We start from the raw sequence: 17679 nt of genomic DNA, 5'->3' as shown, positions 1-17679 counted from the left end.
TCGGATGCGGCCGAAACGCTCCTACCGAACCCGCTGGCAGACGCGGATCGGTGCCGAGCCGAAGCTCGTTGCCTCGAAGAGCGTCCAGATGAGCACCACCAGGGCGATCGGGAAGAGACCGACGCCGAGGTAGCGTCCCATTCCTCTCCAGAAGCCGACTCTTCTCCCGTCGTGAGTCCTCAGGGAGACGACTCCCATCATGGCCTGACCCGGTGAGAGGGTGCACCCGTAGAGTGCGCCGAACAGGAGCAGGACCGCCGGGTAGCTGAGCAGTGCCGCGGCGGTGGCAGCGTCCAGACTGAGCACGGTCGCTCCGTACAGGGACATTGCCGTCACAGCGGTGACCGAAGTCAGAACGAGGATGAGCAGGGCGTCGATGATGCGGGCCCACCAACGACGCGTCGCCGAGGCGGGACGGAGCAGCTGACCACGCCGCCAGGTGCCGTGCCCATGGTGCGAGGTGGTCACGGTCACCGGGCGATCTCCTCCCGGGTTCGGACGATGAGGCCGTTGCAGAAGTCGATGACGTCGTCCGCGGCGTGGATGCGGTCCTCGATCGTCCGGCGGGCGGAGCTGTCCTTGACGCTGGCCAGGTTGATCTCCAGCGTGGCCTGCGCGATTGTGGCGGCTGCTCGTGCCGCCGCCGCGGCCGCAGTGATATCGCTGAGGATATTCGGATTGGCGCAACCGAGCAGTTCTTCGCCGAGTGCCGAGATGCTCCGGGCCAGCTCGATCAGTTGCTGCGGGGGCTCGGTCGCTTCGACCAACGCCGCCTGGATTGCTGCGGTCCGTTCATCCTTTTCCGCTGCCGAGCCCTGCGGCAGGGCATAGGCGTCGGCGACCCTCGCGAAGGCCTCCGCGTCAGCGTCGCCCACGTCAAGGGACTCGGCAATCAGCGGTTGGGCGGCGGCGAGCACACGCTCGACGAGCGGGGCGTGCTGGGCGAAGTTGGCGCCCGTGGTGAACCTGGCGGACATGGCAGTCAGCGCCGCCGCCTGGGCCAATTGGAGGGCCGCTGCGGCTCCGCCACCGGGGGCAGGCGCATGGGAAGCCGTGCGGTCCAGGTACTCCCTGATGCTTTCATCGCCGATCATGCGTTCCTCCGGTCCGCCTGCAGTAACCTTCAGAAAAGATACTGCCACGAACCCATCGGGCGGCATAATGAAGCAATGTGGATCGGTTGGATCGAATTCGACCTGTTGCTTGGCGACGTGCATTCGCTGAAGGCCAAGCGGGCAGTGGTGCGCCCGATCCTGGCCGGCCTCAGGCGGCGGTATGACGCCTCGGTAGCTGAGGTCGATCACCAGGATCTGCACCGGCGTGCGGCCATCGGTGTGGGCTTGGTCGCCGGGGACCGCGGCCGCGTGGTCGAGGTTTTGGACCAGGCTGAGCGTTTCGTAGCCGAGCGCCCTGAGATCGAGCTGCTGACGGCCCGCCGACAACTGTGGAGCAGCGACGATTGAGTGTGTTCCAGTGGAACTGGACTGGTGAAGTCCATGGTGTCACGGTGGGCCCCGTGGGGATCGAACCCACGACCCGCGGATTAAAAGTCCGCTGCTCTACCAACTGAGCTAGAGGCCCCGCCCCAACCGCAGCGTGCGACACGAAACTTGCGCACGCTCAATCGGAGACTCACCAATATTAGAGCGAGGCGAGGTGTTTTCCCAAACCGGAGGACCTACTGCTCCTGGTCATTCCGAGCGGTCGTGCGGATGTCCGTCGAATCGGGAATCGCCGTTTCGGGCGCGGGTCCTTCGATCGCCACCGCCTCGTCGACGACATCGCTCTCGATCGGCTTGCTCTTCTTGATCTTGCCGCGCAGCGCGGCCACGTGCTTGAGCGTCGACAGGAGCTTCCGATCCTTCTTCGGGGGCACGAACTCCGGATCTGTCTCCAGCGGGAACACGGTCGGAGCAGGACCGAACGCGTCGTTCGCCTCGGCGGCGACCTTCCGCGACATCTGCGAGTTGACCACGGCACCGACGACCGCCCCGACGCCGAACGGCAGCAGGCGTCCCACCAGTGACCCACCGGCGCGGGTCGCGAACTTGCGGATGAACGTCTTGCGCAGCTTGCGGAAGAGGATGTCGACGAACGGGCCGGGCAGCTGCTTGGTGACGACGGAGCCCCAGTTGCCGAGGACCGCCTCCGGGCCGACGGACTCCTTGCCGAGCTTCTGGACCAGGTTCTTCCCGTCCTGGCCGAGCATCAGGCCCAGCACCAGCACGTTCGCACGGTTCGCGTCCTTGACCGGCAGTCCGTGGATCTCGGAGACGGCCTGGGCGAACAGCGCCGTGCCCTCGAGGAACCCGGCAGTCTCCACAGCGGCGACCCCCAGTGCAGCGGTCGTGCCCAGACCCGGAATCGCGGCAGTCGCGCCGACAGCCGCGCCTCCCGAGGTCGTCAGCGTCAGATAATGCCGGCGAATGATCGCGATGAGCTCCTCGGGAGTCGCCTCGGGGTGCTTGCGGCGCAGGCTGCGGACGTAGGCCAGCGCAACGGGACGCTGCACGGAGAGCAGCTTCGACAGCATCGACTGGGTCCGGGGATGAAGCGACCCATCCTCGTTGACGGCGAATTTCGCCGCCCGGTCCAGCCCTTTTCTCACCACATACGATTTGGCCACGAGAGTCCCTTCCGCGTTCAACAGTTCGAGTCCGCGCATCGCAGATCAGGACAGAGTACCCTGCCTGCAAGCATCGCCTTCAGTCTAGTTCGGGCCACTGTGAGACGGGCCAGTGTTCCCTGACCGTATTGCGACAGACTCGGCGGCTCCACACGACCACAGTGCCCCCGGCCGGTTCGAGGACTAGAATTGGTCGACGATGACACAGCGACCGTTCCACCGTCCCATCCCGCTGGCCGATCTCGAATCCTTGAGCGGTTCGACCGATCCGGTCACCCGATCCGAGACGTCCCACGCCACTGCCGCGCTCCTGCTCGGCGATGTCCACGGACACCGCGACGAAGCCGCGACCAGGCGGTTCGTCGAACTGACCGAGGACATCGGCCTCGAAGTCATCGCCGAGATGTGGTCGAGCGCTCCCGCCGTGTCCGCCCCCGGCGCGCTCTGGCGGCTCTACGCTCTGCGGGAGTGGATCCGCACCCAGCCGCGTGAGCTCAGCGACATGTTCGCCACCGGGCAGAGACAGCTGACCGAGGGCATCGGCATGGACGAGATCCTCGCCGGGGTCGAGATCCCCGCCGGCCCCGCCGAGGTGGCTCGCGCCATCGATGAGATCCTTGCCGGAGCGTTCCGCGGGGATGTCGTCATCGCCCTCCTGCGGGCTGCGGCCTTCGTCCGGCTCTGCGCGGCGGGCGCTGGCAGCGAGGACGTCCGCGCTCGCCTCGAGCAGCTCTCGCGGGATCTGCGCGACGCCGCACTCTCGCGCCGCAACGGCGGACTCGACTGAACGCCCGCACCTGCGGGTGTGAGATTTTTCAATCGCCTCGATTCCCCGGCGACGGTTTACTCAGGAGCGTGAACAGGTATCGTGGTGTGTGGCCCTCGAGGCCACCGGACGCTGGATCGCCGAAGCCCCGGGCTCCAACCTCAGCCGCTGCGAGCGGCCTATCGCCGAGAGGCGCTCTCGCGGTTCAGCGTCCGGCTCACAACTTAGGCATGATTCGTCCGGCTCGCCCGGGCCGGGCAGGAGGATGGCATGCGGCTCAGACGCGTTCCGCAGGACACTGTCTTCTACGAGCGGATGTCCGACCTGGTCGGACAGATGCGCCAATGCAACCTGGTGCTGGCCGAACTCTCCGGTATCGAAGTCACCGAGCGACGCGATGTCGCGGCTCGCCTTCAAGAGATCAGCGACCGCGCCGACGACGACATGGGGGCCGTCCTGCGAGCCCTGCGCGAGAACTACATCACCCCGTTCGACCGCAACGACCTCTATCTGCTCGGCCACCATATGCGAGACATCTGCCATCGGCTCCACGGCGTCGGATTCGTCCTCGCCTCCGAAGCATTCGACGAACTTCCGTCCGGAGTCCTCGAGACCCTCGCCGTCCTGTCCAATCAGACGGACCACACGAGTCGGATGATCACCCGCCTGCCCGGCAAGTTCGACCAGTGGGACTATGTCGATGCGATCAACAGACTGACATACCAGGTCGAGAGCCTGCAGTGGCGAATGTCCGACGCGGTGACCAACTCGAAGCGTGGCCTGACCTACATGGCAGCGGTGTCCCAGCTGGGACAGGCCTTCGTCCGTGCCGCCCACGGCTTCACCGAGCTCGGCAAGGTCGTCGCCTCGATCGCGATCAAGGAGTCGTAGTCAGTGGAGCTCCTCCTGGCGGGAGTCATCGTGGCCGCGGTGCTCTTCGTCGGCTCGAACGGCTTCCATGATGCGGCACTGACCATCGGCAATGCCGTGGTCGGGCGTGCCCTCAGCCCTCGCTGGGCTGTGTCGCTCGCGGTGATCTTCAACTTCATCGGGGCGCTGCTGGGGGAGGGGATCGGCTTCGTCGTCGCCAACCAGATCGTGCGCTTCGACGGCGCCGCCGAGGTGATTCTCACCTCGATCATCCTCGCCTTCGTCGCGGCGACGGCCTGGAGCCTCTTCACCTACTGGCTCGCGCTGCCGGTGTCCTCGACGCACTGCCTCATCGGGGGTCTCCTCGGTGCGGGAATCGTCCTCGGTTTCACGATCGACCTAGACGAAGGCGTGCATTCGGTGGTTCTGCCGCTCCTGATCTCGCCGATCCTCGGATTCCTCCTGTCCTGGGCGCTGACTCTGCTGGTCTCCAAGCTCGTGGCATCGACTCCGCCCAAGCCGCTCTTCCGCGGCGCGCGGATGGTCGACTCCGTCCTCACCGCGTCACTGTCATTGGTCCACGGAATCCAGGACGCGCAGAAGACCGCGGCGCTCGTGATGGTGGCTCTGCTGGCGGTCGAGGCGAGTCCGCACACCGAACTCTCCGATCTCGGCATCTCCTGGCCGGTGCGCATCCTCATTGCGGCGGCGCTCGCCCTGGGCACCGGGCTGAGCGGCTGGCGGGTCGTGCGCACACTGTCAGTGCGGATGGCGAGCCTCGACCCGGTGAAGTTCGCCGCGGCGGACGCGACCGCCTCTGTCCTCATGTACATCGCGGCCATCGTCATGCGCGTGCCCGTGTCGCTGACTTTCGTTCTCGGGTCGGCGATCCTCGGCACCCAGTTCGCCGGCCGCCCCGGTCACGCCCGGGCCCGGTTCTTCATCCCCGTCATCGCCGTCTGGCTGCTGACGATCCCCGCGGCGGCGCTGCTCGCGATCGTCCTCGGCCTGGGAGTGCGTGCACTCACCGGCTGAGCTCAGGGCCGCCGGAAGGTGATTACAGCGATCGACAGCGGAATCGCCGAGGCGACCATGAGCACCGCACCGAAGGTGGGCTCCTCATCGCGGAGCAGGGCACCGGCGATGAGGAGGCCGGCGAAGACGATCGCCCAGACCACCCGGCGAGCCGTGCGCTCCAGACGAGTCATCCGTCGCTCGAGCTGCGGGGTGCCCACGGTCAGGCGGCCGTCCTCGATCCGACCGGCGAGGGAGTGCAGCCGGGCGGGAAGCCGGACGACGTCGCTCGCGAAGGACAGAGCTTCATGCCCCAGGTGTGCCGCGAGATCTCCCCGCTCTTCGCGCAGCAGCGCTGCCGCATAGGGCTCGACGGACTCCCACATGTTGAACTCCGGGTCGAGTGACGTGCACAGCCCCGAGGTCAGCGACATCGCGCGGATGACGAGGAGTAGGTTCTCCGGCAGCTGGAACGGCATGCCCCGGACGACTTCGCCGAACTCGACCGCGAAATCGCGCAGCTCGGCCTCATCGACACGTCGGAGATCCGCGATGCTCATGCCGCCGAACCGGGCGAAGAGCTGGGTCATCGCCCGCTCGAGCTCACTGATGTCGGCGGAGGGGAGAACGACCCCGATGTCCTCAATGGAGGCGACGAGGCGCTTCCCGTCGCGGGCGGCGACCCCGATGACGAGTTCACGCAGCCCGGCGCGCAGCGAATCCGGGATCTCGCCCATCATGCCGAAGTCGACGAAGCTCAGCTGCCAAGCGGGCCCGGCCTCGGAACGGGCCTCAGAGCTGGTGGCAGTCCCGGCCTGGGGCCCGGCCTCGGACCCTGTTCTGACGGTGACGAACAGATTCCCTGGGTGGGGATCGGCATGGAAGAAGCCGTCGCCGAAAAGCTGGGCGAACATGACGGCGGCGAAGCGCGAGGCGACCGCGGACGGGTCGATTCCGGCCGCAAGCAGCCCCGCGGTGTCGTTGATCTTGATCGCGGTGACATCGGTGAGAGTGAGCACGCGCCTCGTGGTCCGTTCCCAGACGACATCGGGCACGTTCACCGAAGCGTCGGTGGCGAGGTTCTCGGCGAATCGTTCGGCGTTCGCCGCTTCGTGGAGATAGTCGATCTCGGCCAGGCTGATCTCCGCGAATTCCTCGACCAGGGCAGGCATGTTCACGCGCCGGGCGACCAGCCGGATTCTGCTCAGCCACCCCGCGATCCTCCGGAGGGCGGCGAGATCGATGTCGACGATCGTCTCGATCCCGGGCCGCTGGACCTTGACGACGACCTCCTCGGTGCCTGATGCCGCCGCATCGTCGGGCGAGAGCCTCGCGCGGTGCGCCTGACCCAGGGAGGCTGCGGCCAGGGGTGTGACGTCGAAGGAGGAGAAGGCGACGTCGAGACCGACCCCGAGTTCCGCCTCGGCGAGGGCGCGGATCTCAGAAAACGGAACGGGCGGGACCTCATCCTGGAGGTCCTCGAGCTCCTTTGTGACCTCGGGCGGCAGGACGTCGAGTCGTGACGAGAGGAACTGCCCCACTTTGATCATCAGCCCGCCGAGGCGGACGGCGAGCACGTGGAAGCGCTCCGCCATCCGCCGCAGCCGGTCTGCACGACCTCGCGCGGAGAGTGCGCCCAAACCGATGCGGGGCAGGAACAGCTCGAACCACCAGGTCTGCACGAGGTGGATGAAGGCGAAGCGGAGGATGACGCGATAGCGACGCGACGGCGCCACCGTCTCAGTCCTGGGCGAGGATCGAATAGATCTGGCGGCGAGCATCCTGGAGGACGTCGACGGCGCGCTTCACCTGATCCGAACTGCCGGTGCGACCCACCTGCGCGGCTGCCTGGGCGAGTTCGATGCCCGCCTTCGCGAGGTCGGAGGCCCGCGACGACTCGTGCCCGCCCATCGACTCCCACGGTGCGCGCCGCTCTGCATCGGCGTCGACCATCTCCCGGCCCGCCTCGGTGAGGGAGTACGTCTTGCGGCCGTTCGAGGTCTCAGCGGTGATCAGACCCTCGTCGGTGAGCAGCTGCAAGGTGGGGTACACCGATCCGGGGCTCGGCTTCCATGCGCCGCCGCTGCGCTCCTCGATCTCCTGGATGATCTGGTAGCCGTGCATCGGCGACTCGGCGAGCAGCGCCAGGATCCCGGCTCTCACGTCGCCGCGGTTCATCCGGGTGCTCGATCGGGGACCGAACGAGGAGCGGAACTGCTCCATCGCCTCCCAGATGCCGCTGCCGTGTCCGAAGTCGCCCGATCGGCGTCCGAATCCGCCATTCATGAAGTCGTTCATCACAGCCTCCTGCAGTTGTCGCGAACAGTCTTAACGATATACAACGATATATCGGCGATAGCGTGGCGGCAAGAGGTTCGCGTCCCGATCCCCGGGAGTGGCCTACGCTGTGAGTGAGATGAAGAGCTGGCTTTCGACCGTGTGCCGCAGGCTGCTGGTCCTGCTGATCGGCGGCGTCCTCGCCGTGCCCTACACCCTTGTGCTGCTCTGGATCCTCACCGTCTCCGGCCGTCGCGCCGACGTCGCGGGTCCCTTCCTCGTCCTCGGCACCGGTGTGCTCGTCTTCGCGCTGCTCTGCCTGCCCGCGTTCCTTGAGGTCACCCGTGCACTCGAGCGCACCCTCGCCGCTCACCTGCTCGACATCTCGATCCCCACCGCGCCGAGGCGACCGGACCCGGGCGATCGACTCCGCGGCGCCGCGTTCTACTTCGCCCACGCGTTCTCGGGCGGAGTGCTGCTGGTCACCCTGTTCTTCATCCTGCCCACGGCACTCGTCCTCATCGTCGACCCCGCCCAGGCGGAGCTGCTCTACCGGGAGATCACGGAAGCAGACCGCGTCCCGGGCTTCCTCACGCCGGGCCTGGCCGTCGTGCTCGCCGTCGTCGTCCTCATCGTGTGCCTCGGCTTCATCGTCATCACCTGCTTCTTCCTCCCGCACTACTCCGTCGTCCTGCTGGGCCCGTCGAGTGCGGACCGGCAGGAGCTCGACCGCCGAGCCCGCGTCGAAGCCTTCCGCCGCAGCACCCTTGCCCGGGAGGTCCATGATTCGATCGGCCACGCTCTGACCGTGACCACGATGCAGGCCGCCGTCGCCAAGCGACTGCTGCACATCGACCCCACCACCGCTGAGGCGGCCATCGACGAGATCGCCCACACCGGTCGGGAGGCGGTGGCCGAACTCGACCACGTCCTCGCCCTCCTTCGCGCCGAAGCCGAACAGGGCGAGACTTCCGCCTCTGTCGATCAGAAGCTGCCCGCCACCTCGGCGTCGCGGACGCAGGTGCGAACCGCCACCTCGGCGTCGCCTCGGCGGAGCGTCGACGACATCCGCGCGTTGGCCGCGGAAGCGCGCTCTCTCGGCCACCCCGTCGATCTCACCATCGAAGGGGAGGTCTCAGCGCTGCCGACAGCGGTCTCCGGCGAACTTCACCTGATCGTCAGGGAGGCGATGACGAACTCACTGCGGCACGCCTCGGCGCCGGGGATGTCGCTCGACCTGACGGTGGCGGACGGCAGGGTGAGGATGGTTTCGAGCAATGCCTGCCGAACCGGAGCGGCTGTGACGAGGGAGAGCGGTCTGGGCGGGATCCGGGAACGGGTCGAGATGCTCGGCGGGACGGTGGACTGGGGACTCGAGGGCGATCGCTGGGTGCTCCGGGTCGCGCTGCCCGCGGAGGACACGGGCGGAGATGCGGAGGACACTGGCGGCGACGCGGATCCAGGTGTCAGCGGTCGAGGTCAGAGAGGACGGGACAGTTCGGTGACGAGGGAGAAGAGCTCATGAGCGTACGGGTCGCACTCATCGACGACGAACCGCTGGTGCGGGCAGGGTTGGCTGCGATCATCGATTCCGATCCCGGACTGGACGTGGTGGGGGAGGCGTCGGACGGCGCCGAGGCGCTCGACCTGGTGCGCCGGACCCGCCCCGACGTCGTCGTCATGGATGTCCGCATGCCTCGCCTCGACGGTCTGGAGGCGACTCGGCTGCTGCTGGGGCTGCAGGAGCCGCCACGGATCCTCATCCTCACGACGTTCGACAGCGACGACTACGTCTTCGAAGCCCTGCGCGCGGGCGCGGACGGGTTCGTGCTCAAACGCGCCCAGCCCGAGGAGTTGATGCGGGCGGTGCACACCGTGGCCGGCGGCGACGTGCTCCTGTACCCGGCGAAGGTGCGGGAGATGGCAGCACGGGCGCAGCCGCGTTCGGGGAGGGTGGCCACGGCGCAGCTGAGCGGGCGCGAGGATGAGGTGCTGCGGCTGATGGCGCGAGGGCTGAGCAACAACGAGATCGCGGCCGAACTGTTCCTCGGGGTGGAGACGGTGAAGACCTACGTCAGCTCCGTGCTCGGCAAGCTCGGTGCGCGGGATCGCACGCAGGCGGTGATCGCGGCGTTCGAATCCGGGTTCATCACTCCCTGAGGATCTCTCCGGGCGCGGCGTGGCGTCGGGACGAGTGGGCGCCCATTTCCCACGGATGTGAACGGGAGCCCCCCGTCCCGGCGCTCCGTTGCCGGGACAGTTGACCTCGGCGCTCGACCACCTGCTGGCACTGGGCCCGCCGCCTGGGGGACTGAGAACCAGGATCACGATTCCCAGGTGGGAAATGGTCGAAATATCCGGTCCGGATCGACCATTATCGACCTGGGAATGGACGTCGGCAGAAGACTCGTGACCGGAATGAACGTCGGCAGAAGTGGCTGCGCGCGACCCAGCCTGCGCTGGTCCTCAGATCACCCGAAGCGGCCGGAGATGTAGTTCTCGGTCTCTTCCTTCTCCGGGTTGGAGAAGATCACCGAGGTGTCGTTGAACTCGATGAGCTTGCCCGGCTTGCCGGTGCCGGCGATGTTGAAGAACGCGGTCTTGTCCGAGACGCGGGCGGCCTGCTGCATGTTGTGGGTGACGATCACAACGGTGTACTTGTCCTTGAGCTCGTTGATGAGGTCCTCGATGGCCAAAGTCGAGATCGGGTCGAGCGCGGAGCACGGCTCGTCCATGAGCAGGACCTCAGGCTCCACCGCGATCGCGCGGGCGATGCACAGCCGCTGCTGCTGACCGCCCGACAGGCCGGAGCCGGGCAGGCTGAGGCGATCCTTGACCTCGTTCCACAGGTTGGCTCCGCGCAGTGCCCGCTCGGTCAACTCATCGGCTTGCGCCTTCGACAGGCGCTTGTTGTTCAGCCGCACACCCGCGAGCACGTTCTCCTTGATGCTCATCGTGGGGAACGGGTTGGCCCGCTGGAACACCATGCCGACCTCGCGACGGACGTTGACGGGGTCGACGCCGGCCCCGTAGATGTCGCTGCCGTCCATGAGGACCTCACCGCGGACACTGGCACCCGGGATGACCTCGTGCATGCGGTTGAGTGTGCGCAGCACGGTGGACTTGCCGCAGCCGGAGGGGCCGATGAAGGCGGTCACCGAACGGGGCTTGATCTGCATCTCGACACCTTCGACGGCCTGAAAGTCGCCGTAGTAGATGTTGAGATCCTTGATGTCGATCTGTTTGGACACTGTGTTTCCTTAATCAGTGGGAACGGCTGGTTGTCAGTATGGCTGAGTAGCGGCCCGCGCCGAGGTTACCGGCAGTGCCGAGGCCGCCCGCGCACATCAGCGCCCGGCCTTCGGAGCGAGCACCTTGGCGATGACCCGGGCGAGCAGGTTGAGGATCATGACCAGGGCCACGAGCACGAGGGCTGCCGCCCAGGCGCGCTCAGAACTGGCGATCGCGGCGTCGCCGGGGGAGACCGGACGCAGCTGCGAATCGTAGATGTAGGTCGGCAGCGTCGACATCCAGCCGGAGAACAGGTTCCAGTTGAGATTCTTGGCGAATCCGGCGGTGACCATGATCGGTGCGGTCTCACCGATGACGCGGGCGATGGCGATGGTGACGCCGGACAGGATTCCGGAGACCGAGGTGGGGAGCACGATCTTGACGATCGTCTTCCACTTCGGCACGCCGAGGGCGTAAGAGGCCTCGCGCAGATCCATCGGCACCAACCGCAGGATCTCCTCGGTGTTGCGCACGACGATCGGGATCATCAGCACGGACAGGGCGACGGCGGCGGTGAAGCCGGTCTTCGCGATTCCCGCGGCCTCGGGCATGAGGACATTCGCGATCGTGGAGAACAGGGCGAAGGCGAACAGACCCGCGACGATCGACGGGATGCCCGTCATCACGTCGACAAGGAACGTGATGGCCTTGCCGAGTTTGTTCTTCCCGGCGTACTCGACGAGGTAGATCGCGGCGAGCACGCCGATGGGGATCGAGATCACGCAGGCGGCCACGGTGATGAGAACGGTGCCGACGATCGCGTGGTAGAAGCCGCCGGCCAGTCCTGCTTCCCCGGCGACGTACTGCTGGTCGAGGACGCCCTTCATCCCGAGCATGGTGCGGGAGAGCAGGTTGAGGTCGAGTGCGGCCCCACCCTTGGACACGGTCAGCCACAGCAGCGAGATGAGCGGCACGCAGGCGAGGACGAAGGCCGAGGACACGACGGTCGTGGCGACCCGGTCGACGGCTTTGCGGCGGCCCTCATAGGCAGCCGAGATCGCGAACACGGCGATCGCGTTGATGGCTCCCGCGAGGACCGCGGTGACCGCGATGGAGAATCTGCCCAGGCCGAGGAAGCTGATTCCTGCGGCGACGACGATCGAGGCGACGGCGATGACCCAGGGCGTGGCCTTGGGCAGCTGCTTCGAGGTCAGCGAGCGGGAGCGGGAGGAGGTGGTGTCCGAAGTCGTCAGCATCTCAACTTCCCTTCACTGAGGTCTTGGCGACGATGGCGCGCGCCGCCATGTTCACTAGCAGGGTGATGACGAAGAGGACCAGGCCGATCGAGATGAGCTCGGACAGGCGCAGTCCTGCGGCTTCGGGGAAGTTCTGCGCGATCTCCGAAGCGATGGTCTGGTTGCCGCTGACGACCAGCGACGCGGTGAGCAGCCCGGGGGACAGGATCATGGCCACGGCCATGGTCTCGCCCAGTGCTCGGCCCAAGCCCAGCATCGTCGCCGAGGCGATTCCGGACTTCCCGAACGGGAGCACGGACATGCGGATCATCTCCCAGCGCGTGGCGCCCAGGGCCAGGGCCGCCTCCTCCTGCAGGCGCGGGGTCTGGAGGAAGATCTCCCGAGTCAGCGAGGTGATGATCGGCAGGATCATGATCGAGAGCACGAGAGAGGCGGTGAGGAGGGTGCGGCCCGTGTTGGACACCGAGCCGTCAGCGGCTGGGGCGAAGATCGGGATCCAGCCGAACCACTTCGACAGCCAGAGGTAGAACTCGGTGAGATTGCCGGCCAGGGCGATGCCCCAGAGGCCGTAGACCACGGAGGGGATCGCGGCGAGGAGGTCGATGACGTAGCCCAGCGCAGGGGCGAGCCGGCGCGGGGCCATGTGCGTGGTGAAGAGTGCGATGCCGAGGGCGAAGGGCGTCGCCACGACCAGCGCGATGGCCGAGGAGACCAGGGTTCCGATGACGAGGGGCCAGACGTAGGCCAGGAACCCATTGCCACCGGTGATGGCGCTCGGGTCGCTGATCTGGGCGTCGATCGTGTCCTTCGACTGGGCCAGCAGGAACAGGGCGACGCCGGCCAGGATGGCGAGGATCAGGATGCCGGCGATCAGCGTCGCGGCGGAGAAGATCCGATCCCCGGGCCGGATCACGGCCTTGGGCCTCGTCCCTTGGACTGCCGGGCCGAGAGCCGGCCCCGGCGCGCCGGCCGCCGGGCCGGTCGCTGTGGTCTGTGTGCTGGTCGGCACAGGTACTCCTCGTGGAAATCGTCGCGAAGATCCGCTCGCGGATCCTGGACACCCAAGAGCGGCGCAGTGGGAACTCTCCTCAGCTGCGCCGCTCTGTGACGGTCAATCGTTGCAGGTCAGGGGCGTGACTTTCAGCCTGCGACTGTGATGGAATCGATGACGGTTTCGATCTGCGAGCGCAGGTCAGCCGACAGCGGCGCCGAGCCGGCAGACTTCGCCGCAGACTGCTGGCCCTCCTCGGAGATCACGAACTTCTCCCAGGCCTTGATCAGGTCGACAGTCTCCTGGTCCTTGTAGGTCGAGCAGACGACGTGGTAGGACACCAGGACGATCGGGTAGGCGCCCGACTCGGTGGTGTCGCGGGCCAGATCGAAGGCGAGGTCGCCCTTTCCGCGGCCTTCGACCTTCGTGGAGGCGTCGACGACCTTCGAGGCGGCGTCCGGGGTCAGCTCGACGAACTGATCGCCGACCTTGACCTTGGCCTGGCCCAGCGATCCGACGGCCGAGGCGTCGGCGTAGCCGATCGCGCCTTCGGTGTCGGACACGGTCTGGACGACGCCGTCGGTGCCCTGCGCCGCCTCGCCGCCGTACTCCTTGGGGAAGTTTCCGTCCACCTCGGCGTCCCAGGCATCGCCTGCGGCTTCCTTGAGGTATTCGGCGAAGTTCTCGGTCGTTCCCGAGTCATCGGCGCGGTGGACCGCAGTGATGGGGAGGTCGGGCAGCTGCGCGTCCGGGTTGTCGGCCTTGATCGCCTTGTCGTTCCAGTTGGTGATCTCGCCCTTGAAGATCTTGGCGATGGTCTCGGGCGAGAGGTTGAGGGAGTCGACGCCCTTGAGGTTGAAGGCGACGGCGATAGGGGAGACGTAGACGGGGAACTCGTAGGCGCCCTCGGGTCCGCAGACCTCCTTGGCCGACTCGGCCTCGTCGTCGTCGAGGTGAGCGTCGGAGCCGGCGAACTGGGCGTTCCCGCCGAGGAACTGCTCACGTCCGGCACCGGATCCATCCGGAGAGTAGTTGACGGTCACGCCGGAGTTCGCCGTGGCGAAATCGGCGGTCCAGGCATCCATGGCGGCCTTCTGGGAGGAGGCGCCGATCCCGGTGATCGTGCCCTGCAGGCCGCTGTCGCCGCCTGAGGTGTCCTCGCCGGTGGCGGATGCTCCACCGCATGCCGACAGGGTGAGTGCGCCGACTGCCAGGAGAGCCGCGGATGGAGCCAGATGCTTAAGCTTCACGAAGATGCCTTTCTTCACATGGACACGGTTCGAGAGATCTCGATCGTTCGCCTTCCACGCTAAGGACCGTCCGTGAAGCGCGGGGAGTGCGCAAGTGAATGGAAGGTGAATGACTCCGCAACGTATGAGTTTGCTCTGAGTCCGGAGTCACAGGAAGCAGAGTTCCATGAAACGATTGCCGCCGAGGCGACTGTGGGCGTCTCCCCGCCGTGCACCCGCCGCCCTGCCGCGAGGGCGCGTCAAGGCGCCCTGCCGCGGGCTTCAGGCACCTCGCCGCGGGCTTCAGGAGTCGATCGGGCGGAATCGCTCGACCTCGACGATGCGGGGCACCGAGCCCGGGCGGACGTAGGCGACGAGGATCTCGCCGGGCTTGAGGTACGGGTCCACTGTCGGCAGCTTCTCGACGACTCGCTGCGGTGCGTGCTTGGCGTAGACGCCGAGGACGGTCGGGAGCACGGGCCGGTGCGTGCAGTAGGCCAGCGGCTTGCCCTTCTCGAGCAGCTTCTCGATGTAGCGAGCGGTCTTCTCCGGGTTCGCAGACCCCGCCTTCTCGCTCAGGCACGCCGCCTTCTTGATCGGCTTGCCGGTGGCCGCCGAGAACGGGACCAGGGTCGCCATGCACCGCTTCCACGGACTCGAGATGAGCTTTCTGACGTCCCAGGCGCCGAGCAGACCGGTCAGGGCCATCGCCTGCCGGGTACCGAGCGCCAGGAGCGGGCGCACATGTTCCGTCTCATGCCACTTCGACCGGGGGAACGCCTTGCCGTGCCGGACGAGGATGAGCGGCCAGGCCCGCAGCGCGTCGGTGTCGGCGAACTTCTCCACCGCGTCGAGCTGCTCCCGGTCCGCATACGAACTCAGCTTCACCCGCGCCTCGGCGAGGGGGAACCACCGCGCCTCGTCGACCTCGCGGGTGTTCTTCGGTGCGAAGACCAGGTCGCCCTTGACCTCGGCTGACCAGTAGAAGACCTTCTTGAGGTTGTTGCCGCCGACCTTGTACGTGGCCGTGGGCAGTGGGACGCCGAGGTGGATGTCAAAGCCCGTCTCCTCCTTGACCTCGCGGATGGCCGCTTCGGGCAGGGTCTCGCCCGGCTCCACCTTGCCCTTGGGCCAGGACCAGTCGTTGTAGCGGGGACGGTGGACGAGGGCGACCTCGAGGCCGTAGTGGCCCTCCCGCCAGCACACTGCTCCGGCGGCGAGGATGTCGGCGCGGACCCGCGACGATGCCTGAGCGCTGTCGACCGAGGAGGGGTTCACCCGTCCTCCCCGATCCTCCGCCTGCGGCGATGCCGGCGGATGAGCTCACTCTGGTAGTCGGTCAGGGGCTGACCGGATTCGTCGTTCGCGTCGCGGTGCCAGGTGCCGTCCGCGGCGAGTTCGAACGCCGAGGTGGACGGGTCGAAGGCGAGATCGAACAGGGTCATGACCTCGGATTTGTGATCGGAGGAGCGGAGCTCGATGAGCGCCTCCACCCGGCGGTCGAGGTTGCGGTGCATCATGTCGGCTGAGCCGATGTAGACGATCGGGTCGCCGTCGTTGCCGAAGACGAAGGCGCGGGAGTGCTCGAGGAACCGCCCGAGGACCGACCGGACCTTGATGTTCTCGCTCAGCCCCGGGATTCCGGGACGCAGTGCGCAGATGCCGCGGACGAAGACCTCCACGTCGACTCCCGCCCGCGAGGCGCGGTAGAGGGAGTCGATGATCGCCTCGTCGACGATCGAGTTGACCTTGATGCGGACCTGCCCGGCGCCGCCCGCCTCGGCGATGGCGATCTCCTTCTCGATGAGCTCGATGAGGCCGGCCCGGACGCGGGTGGGAGCCACGAGGAGCCGGGAGTACTCGGCGCGCGGAGCATATCCGGAGAGCTGGTTGAACAGCTTCGTCAGGTCGTCGGCGACCTGCATGTCCTTGGTCAGCAGACCGAAGTCCTCGTAGTGGCGGGCGGTCTTGGGGTGGTAGTTGCCGGTGCCGACGTGGCAGTAGCGGGTCAGCCCCTCGGCCTCCTGCCGGACCACGAGGGACAGCTTCGCATGCGTCTTGAGTCCGACGATGCCGTAGACGACGTGGACGCCGGCGCGTTCGAGCTTGCGCGCCCAGGTGATGTTGGCCTCCTCGTCGAAGCGGGCCTTGATCTCGACCACGGCGAGCACCTGGATGCCGGCCTGGGCGGCGTCGACGAGGGCGTCGATGATGGGGGAGTCGCCGGAGGTGCGGTAGAGCGTCTGCTTGATCGCGAGCACGTTCTTGTCCGCCGCGGCCTGCTCGAGGAAGGCCTGGACGCTGGTGGAGAACGAGTCGTAGGGGTGGTGGAGGAGGATGTCGCGCTGGCTGATGGCGGCGAACACGTCGACCTGGTCGCTCGATTCGCGGCGGGACAGATCCTTGTTCATCTGCGGGACCATCCGCGGGAAGTGAAGGTCGTCGCGGGGGACGTCGGCGATGTCTGACATGCCGGAGAGGTCGAGCGGGGTCGGCAGTTGGTAGATCTCGGACTCGTCGATGCCGAGTTCGTCCTTGAGCATCTCCCGCACCCGGGGGTGGATGTCCTCGGTGATCTCCAGCCGCACGGCGGGCCCGAAGCGGCGGCGCAGGAGCTCCTTCTCGAGCGCCTTGAGGAGGTTCTCCGCGTCGTCCTCCTCGACCTCGAGGTCCTCGTTGCGGGTGACGCGGAAGGTCGAATGGTGGATGATCTCCATGCCCTCGAAGAGGGTGTCGAGGTGCTCGGCGATGATGTCCTCGAGAGCGACGAACCGGGACGGCACGTCACGGCCGACAGGACGGTCGGCGACCTTGGCGACGTTGAAGAACCGGGGCAGTCGCGGCGGCACCTTGACCCGGGCGAAGAGCTCCTTGCCCGACTCCGGGTAGCGCAGCAGCACGCCCAGGTTGAGCGAGAGCCCCGAGATGTAGGGGAACGGGTGGGCAGGGTCGACGGCAAGCGGGGTGAGGACGGGGAACACGTGCCGGGCGAAGAATTCGTCGACGCGGGCGCGCTCCTCCGGCCGCAGGTCGTCCATCGACACCTTGGTGATCGATTCGGCGTCGAGCGCCGGCCCGATGTCGGTCTTGAGGAGTTCGGCGTGGCGGGTCATCAGCTCATGGGCTCGGATCCCGATCGCGTGCATGACCTGGCGTGGCATCCGCCCGGTCACAGTGGGCACGGCGAGGCCGGTGTTGATCCGGCGCTTGAGTCCGGCGACGCGGACCATGAAGAACTCGTCGAGGTTGGTGGCGAAGATCGAGAGGAAGCGGACCCTCTCCAACAGCGGTACGCTCGGGTCGGAGGCGAGGTCGAGGACACGTTCGTTGAATGCCAGCCAGCTCAGCTCCCGGTCGAGGAAGCGATCCGCGGGGTCGGGCAGGTCGAGCTCCCTGCCGGCTGCTGTGATGTCATACAT

General features: G+C 67.0%; 17 protein-coding genes and 1 tRNA gene. 6 read left to right on the top strand and 12 right to left on the bottom strand.

Annotated elements, in window-relative coordinates; genetic code table 11:
- Positions 1-21 precede the first annotated feature (21 nt).
- Positions 22-474: an RDD family protein gene (locus RIT73_RS07170; protein WP_309131382.1), complete on the bottom strand. Its 453-nt coding sequence runs from the start codon at positions 472-474 to the stop codon at positions 22-24.
- The gene (locus tag RIT73_RS07165) at positions 471-1094 is read right to left on the bottom strand and encodes a cyclodeaminase/cyclohydrolase family protein (RefSeq protein ID WP_309131381.1); all 624 of its coding nucleotides are present in this window, start codon (positions 1092-1094) and stop codon (positions 471-473) included. Before RIT73_RS07165 ends, RIT73_RS07170 begins: the two co-directional genes overlap by 4 nt.
- Before the next feature lie 75 nt (positions 1095-1169).
- Here RIT73_RS07165 and RIT73_RS07160 point away from each other — a divergent pair, with 75 nt between their 5' ends.
- Entirely contained in the window at positions 1170-1463 is a 294-nt protein-coding gene (locus RIT73_RS07160; protein ID WP_309131380.1) for a DUF503 domain-containing protein, read from the top strand.
- Positions 1464-1508: 45 nt separating this feature from the next.
- Here the strand turns inward: RIT73_RS07160 and RIT73_RS07155 are convergent.
- A tRNA-Lys gene (locus tag RIT73_RS07155) sits at positions 1509-1581 on the bottom strand.
- Between the two features lie 97 nt (positions 1582-1678).
- Positions 1679-2626 carry a hypothetical protein gene (locus RIT73_RS07150; RefSeq protein ID WP_309131379.1) on the bottom strand — a complete coding sequence of 316 codons (948 nt, stop codon included), beginning with the start codon at positions 2624-2626 and terminating at the stop codon, positions 1679-1681.
- 199 nt (positions 2627-2825) lie between these two features.
- Here RIT73_RS07150 and RIT73_RS07145 point away from each other — a divergent pair, with 199 nt between their 5' ends.
- The 3 genes from RIT73_RS07145 to RIT73_RS07135 all read left to right on the top strand — a co-directional run bounded on the left by RIT73_RS07145 (position 2826) and on the right by RIT73_RS07135 (position 5297).
- Complete coding sequence (locus RIT73_RS07145) at positions 2826-3413, top strand: hypothetical protein (protein WP_309131378.1); 588 nt, start codon at positions 2826-2828, stop codon at positions 3411-3413.
- Positions 3414-3662: 249 nt separating this feature from the next.
- Complete coding sequence (locus RIT73_RS07140; RefSeq protein ID WP_309131377.1) at positions 3663-4283, top strand: DUF47 domain-containing protein; 621 nt, start codon at positions 3663-3665, stop codon at positions 4281-4283.
- A gap of 3 nt (positions 4284-4286) precedes the next feature.
- Positions 4287-5297, top strand: a complete 1011-nt coding sequence (locus tag RIT73_RS07135) for an anion permease (protein ID WP_309131376.1) — start codon at positions 4287-4289, stop codon at positions 5295-5297.
- A 2-nt stretch (positions 5298-5299) separates the two neighbouring features.
- Here RIT73_RS07135 and RIT73_RS07130 read toward each other — a convergent pair whose 3' ends face one another.
- Both RIT73_RS07130 and RIT73_RS07125 read right to left on the bottom strand, forming a co-directional pair.
- Complete coding sequence (locus RIT73_RS07130) at positions 5300-7057, bottom strand: ABC1 kinase family protein (protein ID WP_375294981.1); 1758 nt, start codon at positions 7055-7057, stop codon at positions 5300-5302.
- Positions 7017-7574, bottom strand: coding sequence for a PadR family transcriptional regulator (locus RIT73_RS07125; RefSeq protein ID WP_309131374.1), 558 nt, complete (start codon positions 7572-7574; stop codon positions 7017-7019). Before RIT73_RS07125 ends, RIT73_RS07130 begins: the two co-directional genes overlap by 41 nt.
- 118 nt (positions 7575-7692) lie before the next feature.
- On the opposite strand from RIT73_RS07125, the gene RIT73_RS07120 reads away from it, so the two are divergent.
- Both RIT73_RS07120 and RIT73_RS07115 read left to right on the top strand, forming a co-directional pair.
- Positions 7693-9078 carry a histidine kinase gene (locus RIT73_RS07120; RefSeq protein WP_309131373.1) on the top strand — a complete coding sequence of 462 codons (1386 nt, stop codon included), beginning with the start codon at positions 7693-7695 and terminating at the stop codon, positions 9076-9078.
- Positions 9075-9713, top strand: a complete 639-nt coding sequence (locus RIT73_RS07115) for a response regulator transcription factor (RefSeq protein WP_309131372.1) — start codon at positions 9075-9077, stop codon at positions 9711-9713. Before RIT73_RS07120 ends, RIT73_RS07115 begins: the two co-directional genes overlap by 4 nt.
- Before the next feature lie 311 nt (positions 9714-10024).
- On the opposite strand, the gene pstB is transcribed toward RIT73_RS07115, so the two are convergent.
- The 6 genes from pstB to RIT73_RS07085 all read right to left on the bottom strand — a co-directional run bounded on the left by pstB (position 10025) and on the right by RIT73_RS07085 (position 17679).
- Positions 10025-10804, bottom strand: coding sequence for a phosphate ABC transporter ATP-binding protein PstB (gene pstB, locus RIT73_RS07110; RefSeq protein WP_309131371.1), 780 nt, complete (start codon positions 10802-10804; stop codon positions 10025-10027).
- Between the two features lie 96 nt (positions 10805-10900).
- Entirely contained in the window at positions 10901-12040 is a 1140-nt protein-coding gene (gene pstA / locus RIT73_RS07105; RefSeq protein WP_309131370.1) for a phosphate ABC transporter permease PstA, read from the bottom strand.
- A gap of 1 nt (position 12041) precedes the next feature.
- Positions 12042-12953, bottom strand: a complete 912-nt coding sequence (gene pstC, locus RIT73_RS07100) for a phosphate ABC transporter permease subunit PstC (RefSeq protein WP_309131449.1) — start codon at positions 12951-12953, stop codon at positions 12042-12044.
- Positions 12954-13180: 227 nt separating this feature from the next.
- Positions 13181-14281 carry a phosphate ABC transporter substrate-binding protein PstS gene (pstS, locus tag RIT73_RS07095; protein ID WP_309131369.1) on the bottom strand — a complete coding sequence of 367 codons (1101 nt, stop codon included), beginning with the start codon at positions 14279-14281 and terminating at the stop codon, positions 13181-13183.
- 282 nt (positions 14282-14563) lie between these two features.
- Positions 14564-15538: an NUDIX hydrolase gene (locus RIT73_RS07090; RefSeq protein WP_309131368.1), complete on the bottom strand. Its 975-nt coding sequence runs from the start codon at positions 15536-15538 to the stop codon at positions 14564-14566.
- Positions 15535-17679 carry an RNA degradosome polyphosphate kinase gene (locus tag RIT73_RS07085; protein WP_309131367.1) on the bottom strand — a complete coding sequence of 715 codons (2145 nt, stop codon included), beginning with the start codon at positions 17677-17679 and terminating at the stop codon, positions 15535-15537. The genes RIT73_RS07090 and RIT73_RS07085 overlap by 4 nt, the downstream gene beginning before the upstream one ends.

The sequence above is a fragment of the Brevibacterium sp. genome (assembly GCF_031179145.1).
GTDB lineage: Bacteria > Actinomycetota > Actinomycetes > Actinomycetales > Brevibacteriaceae > Brevibacterium.
This window is presented reverse-complemented; position numbering and strand designations above follow the sequence as displayed.